At 62.0% G+C, this 18,124-nt stretch carries 21 protein-coding genes; 5 read left to right on the top strand and 16 right to left on the bottom strand.

Annotated elements, in window-relative coordinates; all coding sequences use genetic code 11:
* Window positions 1-8: 8 nt before the first annotated feature.
* Window positions 9-710: a response regulator transcription factor gene (locus NKH43_RS15935; protein WP_023677547.1), complete on the bottom strand. Its 702-nt coding sequence runs from the start codon at window positions 708-710 to the stop codon at window positions 9-11.
* A 342-nt stretch (window positions 711-1,052) separates the two neighbouring features.
* Between NKH43_RS15935 and NKH43_RS15940 the strand changes: the two genes are divergently transcribed.
* From NKH43_RS15940 to NKH43_RS15950, 3 genes are all read left to right on the top strand, one after another.
* Window positions 1,053-2,663, top strand: a complete 1,611-nt coding sequence (locus NKH43_RS15940) for a phosphoenolpyruvate carboxykinase (protein WP_352484483.1) — start codon at window positions 1,053-1,055, stop codon at window positions 2,661-2,663.
* A 69-nt stretch (window positions 2,664-2,732) separates the two neighbouring features.
* On the top strand, window positions 2,733-3,170 hold the full coding sequence (arfB, locus tag NKH43_RS15945; protein WP_352858952.1) for an alternative ribosome rescue aminoacyl-tRNA hydrolase ArfB: 438 nt from the start codon (window positions 2,733-2,735) through the stop codon (window positions 3,168-3,170).
* Window positions 3,171-3,301: 131 nt separating this feature from the next.
* A complete protein-coding gene (locus NKH43_RS15950) occupies window positions 3,302-3,919 on the top strand; it encodes an alpha-ketoglutarate-dependent dioxygenase AlkB family protein (protein ID WP_352858954.1) in 618 nt (205 codons plus the stop codon).
* Here NKH43_RS15950 and NKH43_RS15955 read toward each other — a convergent pair.
* The 15 genes from NKH43_RS15955 to hisB all read right to left on the bottom strand — a co-directional run bounded on the left by NKH43_RS15955 (window position 3,882) and on the right by hisB (window position 16,813).
* Window positions 3,882-5,411, bottom strand: a complete 1,530-nt coding sequence (locus NKH43_RS15955) for a hypothetical protein (RefSeq protein WP_352858956.1) — start codon at window positions 5,409-5,411, stop codon at window positions 3,882-3,884. The two genes, NKH43_RS15950 and NKH43_RS15955, sit on opposite strands and share 38 nt — an antisense overlap.
* Before the next feature lie 150 nt (window positions 5,412-5,561).
* The gene (locus NKH43_RS15960) at window positions 5,562-7,055 is read right to left on the bottom strand and encodes a hypothetical protein (protein WP_352547993.1); all 1,494 of its coding nucleotides are present in this window, start codon (window positions 7,053-7,055) and stop codon (window positions 5,562-5,564) included.
* Window positions 7,056-7,251: 196 nt separating this feature from the next.
* A complete protein-coding gene (locus NKH43_RS15965) occupies window positions 7,252-8,826 on the bottom strand; it encodes a hypothetical protein (RefSeq protein ID WP_156948044.1) in 1,575 nt (524 codons plus the stop codon).
* Window positions 8,816-9,211 carry a GtrA family protein gene (locus tag NKH43_RS15970; protein ID WP_023718272.1) on the bottom strand — a complete coding sequence of 132 codons (396 nt, stop codon included), beginning with the start codon at window positions 9,209-9,211 and terminating at the stop codon, window positions 8,816-8,818. Before NKH43_RS15970 ends, NKH43_RS15965 begins: the two co-directional genes overlap by 11 nt.
* Window positions 9,212-9,218: 7 nt before the next feature.
* Entirely contained in the window at window positions 9,219-9,989 is a 771-nt protein-coding gene (locus NKH43_RS15975; RefSeq protein ID WP_352858958.1) for a class I SAM-dependent methyltransferase, read from the bottom strand.
* Window positions 9,989-10,996 carry a glycosyltransferase family 2 protein gene (locus NKH43_RS15980; protein WP_031193759.1) on the bottom strand — a complete coding sequence of 336 codons (1,008 nt, stop codon included), beginning with the start codon at window positions 10,994-10,996 and terminating at the stop codon, window positions 9,989-9,991. Before NKH43_RS15980 ends, NKH43_RS15975 begins: the two co-directional genes overlap by 1 nt.
* Window positions 10,997-11,072: 76 nt before the next feature.
* Complete coding sequence (gene coaA, locus NKH43_RS15985) at window positions 11,073-12,032, bottom strand: type I pantothenate kinase (protein ID WP_023718269.1); 960 nt, start codon at window positions 12,030-12,032, stop codon at window positions 11,073-11,075.
* An 18-nt stretch (window positions 12,033-12,050) separates the two neighbouring features.
* Window positions 12,051-12,377, bottom strand: coding sequence for a phosphoribosyl-ATP diphosphatase (locus NKH43_RS15990; RefSeq protein ID WP_254815934.1), 327 nt, complete (start codon window positions 12,375-12,377; stop codon window positions 12,051-12,053).
* Window positions 12,378-12,413: 36 nt separating this feature from the next.
* Complete coding sequence (hisF, locus tag NKH43_RS15995) at window positions 12,414-13,208, bottom strand: imidazole glycerol phosphate synthase subunit HisF (protein WP_023718267.1); 795 nt, start codon at window positions 13,206-13,208, stop codon at window positions 12,414-12,416.
* A complete protein-coding gene (locus tag NKH43_RS16000; RefSeq protein ID WP_352495251.1) occupies window positions 13,205-14,041 on the bottom strand; it encodes an arginase family protein in 837 nt (278 codons plus the stop codon). The genes hisF and NKH43_RS16000 overlap by 4 nt, the downstream gene beginning before the upstream one ends.
* On the bottom strand, window positions 14,038-14,787 hold the full coding sequence (gene hisA, locus NKH43_RS16005; protein ID WP_023718265.1) for a 1-(5-phosphoribosyl)-5-[(5-phosphoribosylamino)methylideneamino]imidazole-4-carboxamide isomerase: 750 nt from the start codon (window positions 14,785-14,787) through the stop codon (window positions 14,038-14,040). Before hisA ends, NKH43_RS16000 begins: the two co-directional genes overlap by 4 nt.
* Before the next feature lie 2 nt (window positions 14,788-14,789).
* On the bottom strand, window positions 14,790-15,080 hold the full coding sequence (locus NKH43_RS16010; protein WP_352484487.1) for a DUF1330 domain-containing protein: 291 nt from the start codon (window positions 15,078-15,080) through the stop codon (window positions 14,790-14,792).
* 3 nt (window positions 15,081-15,083) lie between these two features.
* Window positions 15,084-15,734, bottom strand: a complete 651-nt coding sequence (gene hisH / locus NKH43_RS16015; protein ID WP_352484488.1) for an imidazole glycerol phosphate synthase subunit HisH — start codon at window positions 15,732-15,734, stop codon at window positions 15,084-15,086.
* A gap of 1 nt (window position 15,735) precedes the next feature.
* Window positions 15,736-16,209 (bottom strand): DUF2628 domain-containing protein, encoded by a 474-nt coding sequence (locus tag NKH43_RS16020; protein ID WP_352484489.1) that lies wholly within the window; start codon window positions 16,207-16,209, stop codon window positions 15,736-15,738.
* Between the two features lie 4 nt (window positions 16,210-16,213).
* Window positions 16,214-16,813, bottom strand: a complete 600-nt coding sequence (gene hisB, locus NKH43_RS16025; RefSeq protein ID WP_023718261.1) for an imidazoleglycerol-phosphate dehydratase HisB — start codon at window positions 16,811-16,813, stop codon at window positions 16,214-16,216.
* A 225-nt stretch (window positions 16,814-17,038) separates the two neighbouring features.
* On the opposite strand from hisB, the gene hslV reads away from it, so the two are divergent.
* Window positions 17,039-17,590, top strand: coding sequence for an ATP-dependent protease subunit HslV (gene hslV / locus NKH43_RS16030; RefSeq protein WP_023718260.1), 552 nt, complete (start codon window positions 17,039-17,041; stop codon window positions 17,588-17,590).
* Window positions 17,580-18,122, top strand: coding sequence for a GNAT family N-acetyltransferase (locus NKH43_RS16035; RefSeq protein WP_352495253.1), 543 nt, complete (start codon window positions 17,580-17,582; stop codon window positions 18,120-18,122). Before hslV ends, NKH43_RS16035 begins: the two co-directional genes overlap by 11 nt.
* Window positions 18,123-18,124: the final 2 nt, after the last annotated feature.

An 18,124-nucleotide genomic window follows, 5' to 3' on the forward strand; every position in this document is an offset into this window, starting at 1 on the left:
CGCTCGACTCAAGCTTCGCGGAACCGATATCCGACTCCGTAAAGGGTTTCGATCATTTCGAAGTCATCATCGACGGCCTTGAACTTTTTGCGCAGCCGCTTGATGTGACTGTCGATGGTGCGGTCATCGACATAGACCTGCTCATCATAAGCCGAATCCATCAGCGCATCACGGCTTTTTACGACGCCTGGACGCTGGGCCAGCGAATGCAGGATGAGGAACTCGGTGACGGTAAGCGTCACCGGCTCGCCCTTCCAGGTGCAGGTGTGGCGCTCCTGGTCCATGACAAGCTGGCCGCGCTCAAGCGACCGAGCCTGCTGGTTGGGCGCCTTGGCGGCCGCCTCGCGGGTACTGGCGCGGCGCAGCACGGCGCGGACGCGCTCGACCAGAAGACGCTGCGAGAAGGGTTTGCGGATGAAGTCGTCGGCGCCCATCTTGAGGCCGAACAGTTCATCGATCTCGTCGTCCTTGGAGGTCAGGAAGATCACCGGCAGGTCGGATTTCTGGCGCATCCGGCGCAGCAGCTCCATGCCGTCCATGCGCGGCATCTTGATGTCGAGGATGGCGAGGTTCGGCGGGCGCGCCGCCAGTCCCTCCAGCGCCGACGCCCCATCCGTGTAGGTTTCAACCCGATAACCCTCGGATTCGAGGGCGATCGAAACCGAAGTCAGAATGTTGCGATCGTCGTCGACAAGCGCGATTGTTGCCATTTCAAGCGGCTCCCTCATGAGCTGTCCCTTCTTTCGTCGAGAAGGGGCTTTTGCAGGACAAATTAGGTACAAAATGTGGCATAGGCTCTATCCGCTGTCACGCGCGGCATGCCGGCGGCCACAATTGTACCTCGATATGGATTGGACGAATGAACATCGCCAATCCTTTGGGCAACCATCAGTGTTTTTGCACATATAAACGATTTAAACAACTTTCAAAATATTTAAATCGATTAATGATTTGATATCATTCGCCTTTTCTGGTTTTGACGTTTTTAGCTCCTGCAATGGGGGTTCCGGAATTCGCCGGTAAAGACGCGGTAAATCGAAGAAGGGACACCCATGTCGGAAGCCGGCAAACGCAATCCTGCATGTACAATCGATCGGATCGGCCTGAGAACCACGGGCGTGGTGCGCTATAATTTCGGCGCGGCCGCGCTCTACGAGGAGGCAATCCGCCGTGGCGAGGCCCGACTCACCGCGCATGGCGCGCTTGCCGCCGAAACCGGGCAGCACACCGGCCGCTCGCCCAGGGACAAATTCGTGGTGCGCGACGAAAGCACCGCGCCGCATGTATGGTGGGACAACAACAAAGCGATTTCGCCGGGGCAGTTCGATACGCTGCTTGCCGATTTTCGCGCCCATGCGGCTGGAAAGGACCTTTATGTGCAGGACCTGGTCGGCGGCGCCGACGAGGAGCTGAAGCTGCCGACCCGGGTGATCACGGAGCTTGCCTGGCACTCCTTGTTCATCCGCAATCTGCTCATCCGGCCGGCAGCCGCCGAACTCGAGCATTTCGTGCCCGATTTGACGATCATCGACCTGCCGTCGTTCCGCGCCGATCCCGCCCGCCACGGCACGCGCGGCGAAACGGTGATCGCCGTCGATCTTTCGCGCATGATCGTGTTGATCGGCGGTACCTCCTATGCCGGCGAGATGAAGAAGTCGGTATTCACCGTGCTCAACTATCTGCTGCCGGCAAAAGGCGTGATGCCGATGCATTGCTCTGCCAATGAAGGACTCGCCGGCGACGCGGCCGTCTTCTTCGGCCTTTCCGGGACCGGCAAGACGACGTTGTCGGCCGACCCGTCGCGCACGCTGGTCGGCGATGACGAGCATGGCTGGGGACCGCACGGCATCTTCAATTTCGAAGGCGGCTGCTATGCCAAGACGATCAAGCTTTCGGCCGAAGCCGAGCCGGAGATCTTCGCCACCACCCAGCGCTTCGGCACGGTGCTGGAGAATGTCGCGCTCGACGCCGGTCGCGTGCCGGATTTCGACGATGGCGGGCTGACCGAAAACACACGCTGCGCCTACCCGCTCCACTTCATTCCGAACGCCAGCAAGACGGGGCGCGCCAACCACCCGAAGAATATCATCATGCTGACCGCCGACGCGTTCGGCGTGATGCCGCCGATCGCGCGGCTGACCCCGGCGCAGGCGATGTACCATTTCCTCTCCGGCTATACCGCCAAGGTGGCGGGGACCGAGAAAGGCGTTACTGAACCCGAAGCGACATTTTCGACATGCTTCGGCGCACCGTTCATGCCGCGGCATCCGTCGGAATACGGCAATCTGCTGCGCGAGCTCATCGCCCGCCACGGCGTCGATTGCTGGCTGGTCAACACCGGCTGGACCGGCGGCGCTTACGGCACCGGCAAGCGGATGCCGATCAAGGCAACGCGGGCGCTGCTTGCGGCAGCACTCGACGGCTCGCTGAAAGCGGCCGACTTCCGGACCGACGCCAATTTCGGCTTCGACGTGCCGGTGACGGTTACCGGCGTCGACCGCGCCATTCTCGACCCGAGATCGACCTGGATCGACAAGCCCGCCTATGACCGGCAGGCGGCAAGGCTGGTTGGCATGTTCGTCGACAATTTCGAAAAGTTCGAGGCCCATGTCGACGCAACCGTGCTCGGCGCTGCACCACGCATGCAGGTAGCGGCTGAATAGCCGTCGCGCTTCAAGGCCCGGCTTCGATCGGGCCTTTTCTTTTTTCGCCTGCCGCGCCATGACTGCGGCATGAACGCCGACGAAAAAATCATCATCACCGACGATGCGGTGATTAATCCGGGCGACCTGCACGAGGACTTCATCCGTTCGTCCGGCCCGGGCGGCCAGAACGTCAACAAGGTGGCGACGGCGGTGCAATTGCGCTTCGATGTTGCCAATGCACGGGGCCTGTCGGAGCGTGTGCGCGAACGGACCATCAAGCTTGCCGGCCAGCGCGCCACCAAGGACGGCGTCATCGTCATCGAAGCCGGACGCTTCCGCACGCAGGAGCAGAACCGGGCGGACGCCCGGGCGCGGCTGACGGTACTGGTCGCCAAGGCCGCCGAACCGCCGCCACCGCCGCGCAAGAAGACAAGGCCGTCCAAGGGCGCGGTCGAAAGACGGCTGAAGAGCAAAGCCGGGCGCGGCTCGATCAAGAAAATGCGTGGCCGGGTCGAGGATGACTGACAGCCGAATCGGCTTCGGATCCCAGATCGCCGGTGTGAAGTGCGCAGCCACTGCCGGAGGCGGCTTTCGGGTCGCCGTTTTCGTTTGACGGTGGCATTCTGATTTTCCAGACCAACGGATCAAGCGACCCGATGCTCGTGCTGCCCAAAGGCGTCCGCCATATGCCTGGTTACCTGTCGCGCGCCATGCAGGAAGTGCTGGTGGAAGATATCAGGGAGGTCGTGCAGGAAGCCCCGCTGTTCGTGCCGGCGATGCCGCGTACCGGCAAGGAGATGAGCGTGCGCATGACCAATTGCGGCCCGCTGGGCTGGGTCACCGACAAGGAGCACGGCTATCGCTACCAGCCGACTCACCCGGTGACCGGAAGGCCATGGCCGCCGATCCCAGAGATGCTGCTCGAACTGTGGCGGGACGTATCTGCCTATGCGCACCCGCCGGAGGCCTGCCTGGTCAATTTCTATTCCCAGGATGCCAAGATGGGTCTTCACCAGGATCGCGACGAGAGCGATTTCTCCGCGCCTGTCGTCTCGGTCTCGCTCGGCGACGATTGCCTGTTCCGGGTCGGCCAGACGATGCGCGACGGCGCCACCAAATCGTTCAGATTGAAGAGCGGCGACGTCGTCGTGCTCGGCGGCGAAGGCCGCCTCTGCTTTCACGGCGTTGACCGCATCTACCCCTCGACCTCGGCATTGCTCAAGAACGGCGGCCGCATCAATCTGACGCTGCGTCGGGTGACGATGCCGAAATAGGCTGTTCGGGTGGCCGGTCGCCCGGCCGGACATAATCGTCGCGCAGATAGATGCGCTCGGTCTCGTCCTCGACGAGAATGCGGTAGTGCGCCAGGATGCCGTCAAAGCCAAAACGCTCCGTCAGTTGGCTTGTCCAAGGGCCATCATCTTTCCTGATAACTTTCGTAGAGATAATGATATCAGGGCGCAGACGCTCAAATTCTTGGCGTTTGCTTTCAGCGTAACGCTCCATGATCATCTCGTAATGCGTGGCTCGGGCGACTTCACGCGAAAGCGTGGCTTGCCGGGACAGAGCCATTGCAAACGCTCCAAGCCAGTCATTGGGATCGGCCGAAACGAACTGGCCGCCGATCATGCGGCTTAGTGGATGTCCAGTGTCTATATCTGGACTGATCAAGGCGACGTTTGGTCGATCGGTCGCGGCGTGTATCACGGCGACCAACACCGCGCCTGGCTTCTGAGTGCCCCAGTTCGGTAAGAAGGTAGCCACAATCGCCAGCGACACCAAGGCTCGCGGGGGAGCCGCCAGGCGGGAGAGCAGCCCTGCCGATTGCCGCTCGCTTCTCGGCAAGGCCAGCAAGCAAAGACTGGCCGCTACAGCGTAAAAAATCGATGGGTAGGCATGATAAGTCCAGCCTTTGTCCTGGTAGAACAGCGGGAACAAGCCGGCAATAGATGCTGCCAGCGCTACGGCAGCCAGTTCTGGGAAATGGCCGACCGGCCACGACCACCATCCTAGGAACACGAGGAGAAGCCAGATAGACCCATAGTACACCATTCTAGGCACGGAGGCGCTGCCCTTCGCATAAACATCCACCAGCAGTGGATAGACGTCGCGCAGGAATTCCGGACTGATCAGGGTGACCGCTGCAAGGTAGGCGATGCAAACCCCGCCAATCACCCAGTGTTCCAGGGCGAACACCGGTCTTAGACTGCGCTGATGCGCTGCAACGAGCAGCGCCGGCGCCAGCACCATGATCGCATAGTAAGGCTTGATCAGCAGGAGCACCCCGCCAGAAAGGCCGGCCAGCGCTGCGAGACCTGAGCTTGGTTGCGTCGTTGCCTCTCTTCGCGCTCGCCAGGCATGCAACGCTAGCAGTGGCATGAGCAGCGCGACACCGATGTGCTCGCGCTCGCTGAAGACGTTACCCGGGAAGATCACCAGCATGGCGTAGAAGGCGGGGCCTAGCGCAAACAGCGACGGCGTTTCGGCGAAACCGGCGCGCTTGACGATCGCACCGGAGAATGAAAGTCCGATCAGTGCGGCCAGGTAGGTCCAAGCCTGGACCATGATCTCGGGCGCAATCCCCAGCATCCTTGCCGCAGCCACCGGCGGCAAATAGAGCCATACGCTGAATGGAGGGTTGGTCTCGTGGGTCTGCGAGTAAAGCCGCTCACCGGAGAGCATACGCTCGCATACGGTGATCAGCCAACTCGTATCCGGAACGGTGCCCCAACGTTGCTGGAAGACAACCGAAACGACGGTGAGCACAGCAATCACATGAACATTGCGGCTAGGAAGCAGCGACGCCGCAACATACGGCTCAAGCTATCAATGTCGTTCGAGACGCTCATGATGTTGCACCGAGGCTCTCGAGCTCGAGCCATACGTCGTCCAGCGGAGCGATTGGATCCAGCCGCGTCATGGTTTTTCCGAGGCCTTGCTCAATTCGGGTGGCCGGTCGCCCGACCGGACATAATCGTCGCGCAGATAGATGCGCTCGGTCTCGTCCTCGACGAGAATGCGGTAGTGCGCCAGGATGGCGTCAAAGCCAAAACGCTCTGTCAGTTGGCTTGTCCACATCGCGTTGTTTTTCTTGAAGACAATGATATCCGGGCGCAGACGCGCGAATTCTTTGCGTTTGCTTTCGACGTAACGCGCCATGATGGCCTGGTAACGCGTGGCTTCAGCGGTATCACCGGAAAGGGCTGCCTGCCGGGACAGGGAAAGCGCGAACACTCCGAGCCAATCGCTGACATGGGTCGAAACGAACTGCCCATCGATCATGCGGGTCAACGGATGTCCCGAGGACATATCCGAACTGATCAACGCAATAGTAGGCCGATCGGTCGCGGCGCGAATGGCGGCAACCAGCGCCGGCCCCGGTTTCTGGGTGCTCCAGTATGGCAAGAAAGCGATTGCCACCCCCGCCAGTGCCCAAGCTCGCGAAGGCGCCGTCACGAACGCCAACAGCTTCGACGGCTGCCGCACGATCCTGGGCACTGCCAGCAGGCACAAAATGGCTGCCACGGCGCAAAAGATCGCGGGATAGGCATGATAAGACCAGCCTTTCGCTTGGTAGAACAGGGGAAACATGCCGGCGATCGATGCAGCCAGCGCTACCGCCGCCAGCTCTGGAAACCGCCCGGCCGGCCACAGCCACCAAATCAGGAAGACGAGGAAACACCACGCGAAACCGTGGCCGATCACGATGGGCCAAAAGATGCCGAGCTTTCCATAAACATCCGCCAAGAGGGGATAGATGTCGCGCAGGAATTCCGGATGGATCAGCGTGACCGCGCCGAGATAGACAATGCAGATGCCGCCAATGACCCAGTGTTCCAGGGCGAAGATCGATTTCAGGCTGCGCCGGCGCACTGCAACGACCAGCGCTGGCGCCAACACCATGATCGCATAGTAGGGCTTGACCAGCAGCAAAATGCTGCCCGACAGGCCGGCGAGTACGGCGATCCCCGGGCCTGGTTGGGCGGCTGCATCTCTGCGCGCACGCCAGGCGTGAAGCGCAAGCAGCGGCATGAAAAGCGCCATGCCGATATGCTCTCGCTCGCTGAAGGCGTTGCCGGGGAAGATCACCAGCATTGCGCAAAACGCTGGCCCCAGTGCAAACAGTGATGCAGTTTCGGTGAAACCCCCGCGCTTGACGATCACGCCCGAGAGCGAAAGTCCGATAAGCACGGCAAGGTATGTCCAGGCCTCAACCAGGATTTCCGGGGCGGCGCCCAGCAATCTGGCCACAGCCACTGGCGGCAGATAGAGCCATACGCTGAATGGAGGGTTGGTCTCGTGGATCTGCGAGTAAAGCCGCTCACCGGAGAGCATCCGCTCGCATACCGTGATCAGCCAGCTAGTATCGGGAACAGTCCCCCAACGCTGCTGCCAGACGATGGAGAACACGGTGACTGCGGCAATGGCCAGGACATTGCGGCTAGGAAGCAGCGCCGCCGCGATATTCCGGCCGCGCCACCGGCTCAAGCCGTCAATGTCGTTCGAGACGCTCATGATGTTGCACCGAGGCTCTCGAGCTCGAGCCATACGTCGTCCAGCGGAGCGATTGGATCCAGCCGTGCCATGGTCTTCCGGGAGCCTCTGCTCAATTGGTTTGGAGCGGCGCAGGCGCCGTGTAACGCAGATAGACAGTGATTTCCGGCTCGTGGTGCAGCAGACGATAGTCGGCCAAGGCGGCTCCGATCCGCTTGTCCTGCAGCATCAGGGCTGTCCGCGCGGGCGAGCCTGACAGCACGACATCGGGCTTCTTCGCTGATATCTCGGCGGCGTATTCGCCGATCACCCGATCGCGGATGCTTTCAAGTTCCCGTCTCCGTTCGAGATCGCCGGTGGCGCGGGCGAGCGTGTCAGCGTTGGAGACCGCCCAGGCGCTCGGATGGCGTGATATGAACCTGCCGTCGACCAGCCTGGCGAGGGGATGGGCAACCTGCATCCGGTCGGCGATCGACATGATGGTCGGGGTTTCGACCGTTGCGCGGATCGCGGCGACAGAGCGCCCGATCGGGCCGTTGTCCGTCGTCAGCGCCGCGTACTGTGCCCTGACCGCTAGTTGCAGCACCAGCACGCAGCCGAAGATCAGGGCGGCCTTGCGAATGAAGCCTGCACTGCGGAATGTGCCGAACCGCAGAAGCTGGATGCCAAATGCAAGTGTTGCAACAACGACCATCGCCAGGGCGTGATTGGGCCAACCCTTGCCCATGACGATGAAGGCCGGAATGAACCCCAGTGCGGTCAGAAGCGGAATCCTGACGTCCCAGTTCGTCTGCCTCAGGCCGCCGGCCGCAAGCACGGTAGCGGCGGCCAGAAGCAGCACCACTTTCGGCCAGTTCGCCAGCATATCGGCGGTAGAGGCCCTCAACGGAAGATAGACCTCGCTGACCAAGGGCAGGACTTCGCTTAAATAAGCACGGTCGAAGAGCGCGATGGACGCGACATAGGCGGCCACGATCGTAGCGCCAAGCAGGTTCTCCACGACGAAGAGCGGTTTCAGCGACCGCCTTTCAACCGCAAGACAGAGTGACGGCAACATGAAGGCCAGCGCAAAATAGGGCGGCTTGACCATGACCACGATCGCCGCGCCGAAGCCCGCGACCATGTGCTCCAGGCGCGAGCCGGCGCTGAAATCCGGGTTCCGCTGACGTGTGCATTGCAACGCCACCCAAGGCAGAATGGCAATCAACGCGAAGTGCTCGCGTTGGCCGAATTGATCCGGCATGAAACAGAGAACCCAGCCCAGGGCCGCCGCTGCTGCCCAGAACGCATGGGGCTGCCGGTAAACCGGTTCATCGCGCGCGAGAATGCGGACAGAAACGAAAAGACTGGCCAGGCTCAGGCAAACGACACCAAGCGTCAGCCAGAATTCCGCACGTATGCCGGTGAGCTTTTCCAGGAGCATGAACGGCATGTAGAGCCAGATCGAGAAAGGTGGGTTGGTCTCCATGATGTCGGTGTTGAGCCGCTCTCCGCCAAGCAGCCGATCACAGACGACCAGAAGCCATGACACGTCGACATTGGTCGGTATCGCAATTGTTGTCAGCCAGACGGCGTATATGACGACCAGGCAGGCCAGCAGCAACGGGGCGCCCGCCACGCCCGCAAACGGCGAGAAACGGTTGGCACCGGGCAGCAGTTCACTGAGGGATCGCGCGCTAGAGACCACGAAACACCCAGCGTCCGAGGACGACATAGTTGATGACCGGCACGGCAATGCAGGTAAGCAGGATCGGGACTGCGGCAGGGACGCCGAGCATCTGGGTCAAAAGCCCCGGCAGGGCGATTGCGACAGCGAGGCCGGAAGCGGTGAGCAGGAGAAAGCGGGGCAGTTCCATCGCGTGGCTGCCGCCCGAGGTGAAGGTGAAATATTTATGCCCGGTGTAAGAAAACAGCGCGGCAACGGCGTAGGCCGCAAACGATGTGAGCGCCGCCGGCAGGGCCGCCGTCGCCTGCCCACGCGACAGCAGGAGAGCACAAACGGCATAGATCAGCGTCGACGCAATGCCAATTAGCGCAAAGCGCGATAGTCGACGATACGAACCGGTGCCCATTGCGCGGTCAAGCTGCCAATTTCTCGTCGAGGCGACCGGTTTCGAGGGCGTCGTCCTTGCGGAATACCGCCAGCAGCGAAACACCGAAGGGCAGGCTTGCATTTGGTATGATGCGGCCTTCCGCCGAAAACACTGCCTTCATCGCCGCATTCAGTGGTTTCGACGGCGTTGCATGGCCGGCTGGCAAGGCGGGCTTGCGCAACCTATCCACCAGCCGTGCCAGTGCCGCTACAGGAAAGAGTGCGGCATTTGTGTAGCTCAGCCGGTCGATCCTGAAACCAGCCCTTTCAATTCGTTCACGCAGCAGATTGCGTGAATAGCGCCGCATATGATGCAGCCCCACATCATGCGTGCTCCACAACCATTGGTGTGCGGGCACCGTAAGGATGACGCTGCCGGCTGGTTTCAGCATCTGGCGGATCGCGGCAAGCGATGCCTCGTCTTCGGCGACATGTTCCAGCACGTCGAACAGGCAAACCAGGTCGCAGCTTTGCGGCGTGACAGGAATGTTGTCCGGCAGATGTCCGGCAAGGAAGTCGCGGCCGGTCTTTTCCCAGGCAATCCTGCGTGCGAGATCGCTCATCTCGACTGCCGTCACGGTGCCGAACTGCTCCAGCATCCGGATGTTGCCGCCGGTGCCGGCGCCGATCTCGACGATGCGCGCCTTTTCGGGCAGGTCGATGCTGCGAATGACCGCCTCTGCGATGGCGCGACGCCCGCAGAACCACCAATGCTCGTCTTCGGTGGCGGCCATCTGTCGGTAGGCGTCGAGCTCCATTAGCTCATTCCCTCATATTTGCGGCGCACAATGTAGATCGGACGCTGCTTGATCTCGGCGTAGACCCTGCCGAGGTATTGTCCGATGATGCCGATGCCGAGCAACTGGATGCCGCCAAGAAAAAGAACGCTGACCAGCAGCGAGGCGTAGCCGGGCACATCAACGCCAAAGATCATTGTCTTGGCGACGATCAGCAGGCCGTAGAGGAACGACAGCGCGGAAATCGTCGCGCCGACATAGGTCCAGATTTCAAGCGGAGCGGTGGAGAAGCTGGTGATGCCTTCGAGCGCGAAGTTCCACAGCTTCCAGCCGGAGAATTTCGACTGGCCGGCGATCCGCTGATCGCGGACATATTCGACGCTTGCGGTGCGGAACCCGACCCAGGCGAACAGGCCCTTCATGAAACGACGGCGTTCGGGCAAAGACCGCAGCGCCTGGATGACCTGACGGTCGATCAAACGGAAGTCGCCGACATCGTGCGGGATCTTCTGCTGCGCGATCCAGTTGTGAACGCGGTAGAACATCGAGGCGGAGCGCTGCTTGAGAAAGCTGTCGCTCGACCGGTTGGCTCGCTTGGCAAGAACAACCTCGAACCCCTCGCGCCACTTTTCCACAAGCAAGGGGATGACATGCGGCGGATCCTGCATATCGACGTCCATCGGGATCGCGGCATCGGCATCGCAGCTGTCGAGGCCCGCGGTCATCGCGGCTTCCTTGCCGAAATTGCGTGAAAGGTCGATTATGTGGATGCGAGGGTCTGCTTGTTGGGCTTCGATCAGCTTTTCGAGCGTCGTATCGCTGCTGCCGTCGTTGACGAAGATGAACTCGAGGGCAACGCCATTGTCCTTCAGCGGAGCGGTGCTTTCGCACACCGCCTTCAGGAACGGGGCAATCGCGCCTTCCTCATTGTGGACCGGCACGATCAGGGCAATCGTGGCGGCGCCGCTGCCCGGATGTGCGACGCGGTCCGCTGCCGGCCGATCAATATTTAGGAATGGCGCATTCATTGTTTGCCGAGCCCGCAGATCAGGCCTGACAATAGGAAGACGGGGTTAAGATGACTTTAAGGAATGAATCGGGATTTCACAGTTTTCGGAGCGCCACTTCCTCGACCAGATGATTGGCGCCCTTGCGCAGGATGAGATCGGCGCGGGCGCGGGTCGGCAATATATTCTCGCGCAAGTTCTTCAGGTTGATGTTGGTCCACAGGCCCTCGGCGATGGCGCGGGCCGCATCCTCGGAAAGTTGCGAATAGCGGTGGAAGAAGGAGGCTGGGTCGCGGAAGGCGGTTTCGCGCAGCCGCATGAAGCGGGCGATATACCAGTGATGGATAAGCGCCTCCTCGGCATCGATATAGATGGCGAAGTCGAAGAAATCTGACAGGAAAGGCACGATCTTGCCGTCCTTCGGCAGCTTGCCAGGTTGCAGGACATTGATGCCCTCGAAGATCAGGATGTCCGGCCTGTCGATGGTCTGGAACTCGCCCGGGATAACGTCATAGGTCAGGTGCGAATAGACCGGCGCGCGGACGTTGCGCTGCGCCGATTTGATGCCGGACAGGAAACGCAGCAGCGCGCCGACGTCGTAGCTGTCGGGAAAGCCCTTGCGCTCCATCAGATTGTTGCGGCGCAGGACTTCGTTCGGCAGCAGGAAACCGTCGGTGGTGACCAGATCGACCTTGGGACTCGACGGCCAGCGCGCCAGCAGCTCCTTTAGCACGCGCGCCGTGGTCGATTTGCCAACCGCCACGGAACCGGCAATGCCGATGATGAACGGTGTCTTGGCCACGTCCAGCGCGTTGAAAAAAACCTGGCGTTGCCTGAACAGGAGTTGACTGGCTTCGACATGGGCCGACAACAGCCGCGACATCGAAAGGTAGATGCGCTCGACCTCGTGGAGATCGACCGGATCGTTCAGCGACCGCAGACGACGGACCTCGTCCTCGGTGAGCGTCATCGGCGTATCGGCGCGGAACCGCGACCATTGCTCCGCCGAGAAGAACCGATAGGGTGAATACTTCTCGGTAGGAGCGAGCTGGTCCATCGAGTTCCTCCGCAGCGATCAGCCCCGGTCCAGCCGAGACGCCTTTTCGGCGATGCCCGAACGACCGGTGCGGCGTTCAAGCTCGTTGAGCACATCGCTCAGCGGAATGTCCGCTATGCCGAGAACGACAAGCCAATGATAGATGAGATCGGCGCTTTCCGAAACAAGCGCGTCCCGGTCGGCGCTGACGGCTGCGATCACCGTTTCGACCGCCTCTTCGCCGAGTTTCTGCGCTGCCTTGCTCATGCCGCGCTGAAAGAGCTTGGCCGTCCACGAATCCGGATCGCCGGAACGTGCGCGTTCGCCAATGATCTTCTCCAGATCGGAGAGTGAGAACTCGGTCATAACGGCGTTTACAGCCTCTTCTTAGCCGGAAAGGCTCTAGGACCGATTACCCGGCGAGTCCAGCCGCATCGGCAGTCCGGCCTGAGCCATATGCATCTTGGCTTCGGCGATGCTGTAGGTGCCGAAATGGAAGATCGAGGCTGCCAGCACCGCGCCCGCATGGCCGTCGCGAATGCCTTCGACCATGTGATCGAGCGTGCCGACGCCACCGGAAGCGATGACCGGCACGCGTACGGCGTCGGCGACCGCGCGGGTAAGCGCTATGTCGTAGCCGGCCTTGGTGCCGTCGCGGTCCATCGACGTCAACAGGATCTCGCCGGCGCCGAGATCGACGATCCGCCGAGCGAACTCGACGGCATCGATGCCGGTCTTCTCGCGGCCGCCATGGGTGAAGATCTCCCAGCGATCAGCCTCGCCCGCAGCGGACACTTTCTTGGCGTCGATGGCGACGACGATGCACTGGTTGCCAAACTTGTCGGCAGCCTCGGCGACAAAATTTGGGGTTTTCACCGCCGCCGTATTGATCGACACCTTGTCGGCGCCGGCCAGAAGCAGCTTTCTGATGTCGGCGACCTGGCGGACGCCACCACCGACAGTCAGCGGCATGAAACATTGTTCGGCCGTTCGGGTAATGACATCGAAGATGGTCTCGCGGTTTTCCGACGAGGCAGTGATGTCGAGAAAGCAGAGCTCGTCGGCGCCGGCCGCGTCATAGGCTTTTGCCGCTTCGACGGGATCGCCGGCATCGACCAGGTCGACGAAATTGACGCCCTTGACGACGCGACCGTTCTTGACGTCGAGACAGGGGATGACGCGGGCTTTCAGCATCAGATCCTCTCGATCGCCGCAAGAAGGTCGACAAGCAGCTGGCCGACGACGGACGGAACCTCGGACTGGGAATCAAAGGCCGGATCGTAGGCCGAGAGCGTCACGCCCACGATCGGGATGGATCTGGCCAGCCCGCAGGCAAGCTGCCGCAGCTGTTCCGGACTCGGACCGCCCGGATGCGTGTAGCGGTTCACCTGCAGCACATCCGGATCGAGGACATCCAGGTCCAGATGCAGATGTCCCCGAACAGCCCCTGCCGCTGTGAGCTTTCCCACCATATCGAGCGCACCGGCACATTCGGCGCGCACGATCGGCAAAGTTTCCAGCAGGCGCTTTTCGTCGGGATCGAGGTCGCGGGCATCGACCAGCATGCAGTGCGCCGGGTCCATCGGCCGGAATCCCGGAATTGCTGCCGCCATCGGACGCCAGCAGAGCCCGAGTGTCGCCGCCAGCGCCATGCCGTCGAGAAAGCCGTAGGCGGACGTCTCTGGCGTGTTGAGATCGCCATGCTGATCGATCCAGATAATCGAATCCGCGTCTTCACCGGCAACCGCACCGGCGGCGGTCAGGCAATTTCCAGCAAGGACAATGGGGAAGCCTCCTCCGTCGCGGGCGAGGCCGACCTTGGCCGCGACGGCGTTGCAGACGGCGAAGCCGGTTGCGATTTCGCGCCCCTGCTCGTCTCCCACCTTGCCGATATCTTCGACGGCGACGTCATGGCCGGCCACGGTCAGAGCTTCGACGAGCCCACCGCCGATGATGGCGTCCGGCCCCTGGCCGCACCCTTCATGATGGTGCCCGCTGTCATAGGGGGCGAGGATAATCGAGACTTTCATGATGACGCCCCTGCCATCGGTTTGCCACGCAGGATCGCCAGTGCCTCGGCCGGGTCGATGCGGCCGTCGTAGAGCGCGCGGCCGGAGATCGCGCCTTCGAGCTTCCGCGCATCGGGCATGGTCATGCGCACAATGTCGGCGATCGAGGCGAGCCCGCCCGAGGCGATGACCGGGATCGAAACCGCCTCGGCGAGATCGATGGTGGCGTCCCAGTTGATGCCGGTCAGCACCCCGTCTCGATCAATGTCGGTGTAGATGATGGCAGCAACGCCGGCGCCCTCGAATTTCCTCGCCAGTTCGATGACGCCGAGGCTCGAGGCCTCCGCCCAGCCTTCGACCGCGACCTTGCCGCCCTTGGCGTCGATGCCGACGGCGATCTTGCCCGGGAATGCCTTGCAAGCCTGCCTGACCAGATCCGGATCGCGCACCGCCACAGTGCCAAGAATGACGCGGGCCAGCCCACGGTCGAGCCAGTCCTCGATCTGCGCCAGAGTGCGGATGCCGCCGCCGAGCTGCACCGGGTTGTTCGTCGCCTTGAGGATGGCGCCGACTGCCGCGCTGTTGACGCTCTGGCCCTTGAAGGCGCCGTTGAGGTCGACGACGTGCAGCCATTCGAAGCCCTGCTCTTCGAAGGCGCGCGCCTGAGCGGCGGGATCGTCATTGTAGACCGTCGCGGTCGCCATGTCGCCATGCTTGAGGCGCACGCATTTGCCGTCCTTGAGGTCTATCGCCGGAAACAGGATCACCTTCAGGCGCCTTCGACGATGACAAAGTGGCCGGTCGAGCCGGCGAGCCTGTACTTCAAGGCCTCCTGGTATTCAGGCGAGCCGTAGCAGGCGATCGCCGTCTCGTAGGATTCGAATTCCACCAGCACGTGGCGATTGCCTGTCGGCCCTTCCGGGCTGGTATACCGTCCGGCGCGCACGGGAAACTTCGCGCCGTATTTCGCAAAAGCCGCGGCATTGGCCTCGATGTACTGCTTGTAGACCTCGGGGTCGCGGACATCGACCATCGCCATCCAATAGCCCTTCTTGCTCATGACCTAGGGCCTCCATTGCAGGAAGTTGGTGATCAAAGCGAGGCCGAGCGCCTGGCTCTTCTCGGGGTGGAATTGCGTTCCGGCGAGATTGCCGCGGGCGACAGCGGCCGTCACCGGGCCACCGTAGTCGGCGACCGCCAGCACCTCGTCCTCCTTCCGTGCATCGAGATGGTAGGAGTGGACGAAGTAGGCGTGCAGCCCCTTCCCGCCCGTCGCAATGCCGGAAAACAGCGGATGCTTGCGCTTCAGGTCAATCGTGTTCCAGCCGATCTGCGGGATCTTCAGTGTCGGATCGGCCGGCGTGATCTCCTTGACGTCGCCGGCGATCCAGCCAAACCCTTTCGTAACCGTTTTCTCCAAGCCTCGCTCCGACATCAGCTGCATGCCGACGCAGATGCCTAGGAACGGCCGTCCCTTGACGATCGCGACCTCCTCGACCGCTTCCCACATGCCGGCCACAGCGCGCAGTCCAGCGGCGCAATCGGCATAGGCGCCAACGCCGGGCAGGACGATGCGGTCGGCGGTCCTGACCCGCTCGGCATCGGCTGTGAGTTCAATCGCGGCGGCAATGCCGGCTTCATGAGCGGCACGCTCGAAGGCCTTGGTGGCCGAGCGCAGATTGCCCGACCCGTAATCGATGATCGCGACCCGCATCTCAGCGCTTTCCCGGAATATGGGTCAGCCCCAGTGCCATGCCCATCGGCGTCGGCCGGGCAAGTGCTGCGTCCGGGACGATGCGCTGTGCGGGGGACCGTGCATTCGAATCCGCATCGGTTTCCAACGCGTAGCGAATGTCGGCATCGTCGAGCCTGTCGGCCTCGACGACACCCCATTCACGCCAGCCACGGCGGCGCAGTGCTGCGATCCGCAGGGCCTGCCCTTCCAGTCCGACAAAGAGCATGACAAGGAGGGACAAAAGCGAGCCTGCGCTTTCCAGGCCCAGGCTTTCGCCCAGCATCGAAAGCAGGCCCATGGCGACAAAGGCCAATGCCGCCTCGACCCACAGCCGGTGCCAGGCCAGCCACAGCGGCGGCAATAGGAAGCCGAGCCAGGCAAAGCCGTCACGGACAAAGGTGGTGTCCACCCTTTCGCTGCGGCCTGGCGGTTCCATCGCGACATAGATGGCCATGGCGCTACCCTTTCAGGGATCCCTTGGTGGAGGGAACCGCGTCCGGCTGGCGCGGGTCGCGCTCGAGCGCCGAACGCAGCGCACGCGCCACGGCCTTGAAGCAGGTCTCGGCAATGTGGTGGTTGTTGGCGCCGTAATGATTGGTGACATGCAGCGTGATGCCGGCATTCTGCGCCAGCGCGTGGAAGAATTCGCGCACCAGCTCGGTGTCGAACGTACCGATCTTCGGCGATGAGAACGAAACATTCCAGACCAGAAAAGGCCGGCCGGAGACGTCGATCGCCGCCCGCGTCAGCGTCTCGTCCATGGCGAGATCGATCGAAGCATAGCGCATGATGCCGCGCCGCTCGCCCAATGCCTTGGCCAGCGCCTGCCCAAGCGCGATACCAGTATCCTCGACCGTGTGGTGGTCGTCTATGTGCAGGTCGCCCTTGGCCTTCACCGTCATGTCGATCAGCGAATGGCGCGATAACTGGTCCAGCATATGGTCGAAGAAGCCGACGCCCGTCGAAATGTCGGATTTGCCCGAGCCGTCGACCTGAACCGACACGGAGATGTCGGTTTCCTTGGTCTTGCGGCTTATCTCGGCGGAACGGGGCACCATGACCTCATCCTTGTCTCAGATTTGCACGATTCAGGCGTTCACATGCCTGAAAACGAAAGCCTTCTAGCAGCATGATCCGGCGATTGCCAGTTACCGCTGCGGAGCACTATCCGGCCCGGTGGATGGCCGGTTTGCAATCGTCTGGCCTATGCATACATATGGCCGATCAAGTCACTCGTAACGCGCCAATCGCCTTGATGGGATCGGTGCTGACCGGAGCAGAAAATGTCTAATGAACTGACCATGCATGCCACGACCATCCTAACCGTGCGCAAGGGCGGCAAAGTGGTGATCGCCGGCGACGGCCAGGTCAGCCTCGGCCAGACCATCATGAAGGGCAACGCCAAGAAGGTGCGCCGCATCGGCAAGGGCGGCAACGTCATTGCCGGCTTCGCCGGCGCCACCGCCGATGCCTTCACGCTGCTGGAGCGGCTCGAAGCCAAGCTCGAACAATATCCCGACCAGCTGACACGCGCCTGCGTCGAGCTCGCCAAGGACTGGCGCACCGACCGCTATTTGCGCCGGCTGGAAGCAATGATGCTGGTGGCCGACAGGTCGGTGTCGCTGGCGCTGACCGGCACCGGCGACGTGCTGGAGCCCGAATTTGGCGTGATGGCCATCGGCTCCGGCGGCAACTACGCGCTGGCCGCGGCCCGCGCCCTGATGGATACCGATAAGGACGCCGAGGAGATCGCCCGCAAGGCGATGCAGATCGCGTCCGACATTTGCGTCTACACCAACAACAGCTTCGTCGTCGAAACCCTCGATGCCGCCTGAGCGGAGCCTCCGCTACGGTTTTCGGCCGGTGACCGAGAGGGACCTGCCGATGATCGCCGGCTGGCTTGCCGAGCCGCATGTCACCGAATGGTGGAACGACCCAGAGACCGAGATCGCGGAGATCCGCGAGCATATCGACAGCATTTCGGTCGAGCCGCTGATTATCGAGCTCGACGGCAAACCCATCGGCTATTTGCAGAGCTACGATCCGCATCTGGAGGACGGTCATCCCTATAGCGACCAGCCGTTCGGCACGCTCGGCATCGATCTGTCGATCGGCGTGCCGGAGCTTGTCGGGACCGGCCACGGCTCGGCGATCGTCCGGCAGTTCGTCGAGCAGCTTTTCGAGGAAGGTGCGCCGCGCGTCATCATCGACCCGGACCCGGCCAATGCACGGGCTATCCGTGCCTATGAAAAAGCCGGTTTCAGGGCTATCGATCGCAGGAAGTCGGAATATGGCGATGCCGTGCTGATGGCGATTGATGCCCCAGAGGGTGATGCCGAACAGGGTGACGCAGAAGAGGGGCAATAGCA

Source organism: Mesorhizobium sp. M1163, from assembly GCF_040318415.1.
Classification (GTDB): Bacteria; Pseudomonadota; Alphaproteobacteria; order Rhizobiales; family Rhizobiaceae; genus Mesorhizobium.

What these genes read in the sequence shown, in the direction of transcription:
- NKH43_RS15935 (WP_023677547.1), bottom strand. Translation starts at nt 710, where the DNA reads ATGGCAACAATCGCGCTTGTCGACGACGATCGCAACATTCTGACTTCG.
- NKH43_RS15940 (WP_352484483.1), top strand. Translation starts at nt 1,053, where the DNA reads ATGTCGGAAGCCGGCAAACGCAATCCTGCATGTACAATCGATCGGATC.
- arfB (WP_352858952.1), top strand. Translation starts at nt 2,733, where the DNA reads ATGAACGCCGACGAAAAAATCATCATCACCGACGATGCGGTGATTAAT.
- NKH43_RS15950 (WP_352858954.1), top strand. Translation starts at nt 3,302, where the DNA reads ATGCTCGTGCTGCCCAAAGGCGTCCGCCATATGCCTGGTTACCTGTCG.
- NKH43_RS15970 (WP_023718272.1), bottom strand. Translation starts at nt 9,211, where the DNA reads ATGGGCACCGGTTCGTATCGTCGACTATCGCGCTTTGCGCTAATTGGC.
- NKH43_RS15975 (WP_352858958.1), bottom strand. Translation starts at nt 9,989, where the DNA reads ATGGAGCTCGACGCCTACCGACAGATGGCCGCCACCGAAGACGAGCAT.
- NKH43_RS15980 (WP_031193759.1), bottom strand. Translation starts at nt 10,996, where the DNA reads ATGAATGCGCCATTCCTAAATATTGATCGGCCGGCAGCGGACCGCGTC.
- coaA (WP_023718269.1), bottom strand. Translation starts at nt 12,032, where the DNA reads ATGGACCAGCTCGCTCCTACCGAGAAGTATTCACCCTATCGGTTCTTC.
- NKH43_RS15990 (WP_254815934.1), bottom strand. Translation starts at nt 12,377, where the DNA reads ATGACCGAGTTCTCACTCTCCGATCTGGAGAAGATCATTGGCGAACGC.
- NKH43_RS16000 (WP_352495251.1), bottom strand. Translation starts at nt 14,041, where the DNA reads ATGAAAGTCTCGATTATCCTCGCCCCCTATGACAGCGGGCACCATCAT.
- NKH43_RS16010 (WP_352484487.1), bottom strand. Translation starts at nt 15,080, where the DNA reads ATGAGCAAGAAGGGCTATTGGATGGCGATGGTCGATGTCCGCGACCCC.
- hisH (WP_352484488.1), bottom strand. Translation starts at nt 15,734, where the DNA reads ATGCGGGTCGCGATCATCGATTACGGGTCGGGCAATCTGCGCTCGGCC.
- NKH43_RS16020 (WP_352484489.1), bottom strand. Translation starts at nt 16,209, where the DNA reads ATGGCCATCTATGTCGCGATGGAACCGCCAGGCCGCAGCGAAAGGGTG.
- hisB (WP_023718261.1), bottom strand. Translation starts at nt 16,813, where the DNA reads ATGGTGCCCCGTTCCGCCGAGATAAGCCGCAAGACCAAGGAAACCGAC.
- hslV (WP_023718260.1), top strand. Translation starts at nt 17,039, where the DNA reads ATGTCTAATGAACTGACCATGCATGCCACGACCATCCTAACCGTGCGC.
- NKH43_RS16035 (WP_352495253.1), top strand. Translation starts at nt 17,580, where the DNA reads ATGCCGCCTGAGCGGAGCCTCCGCTACGGTTTTCGGCCGGTGACCGAG.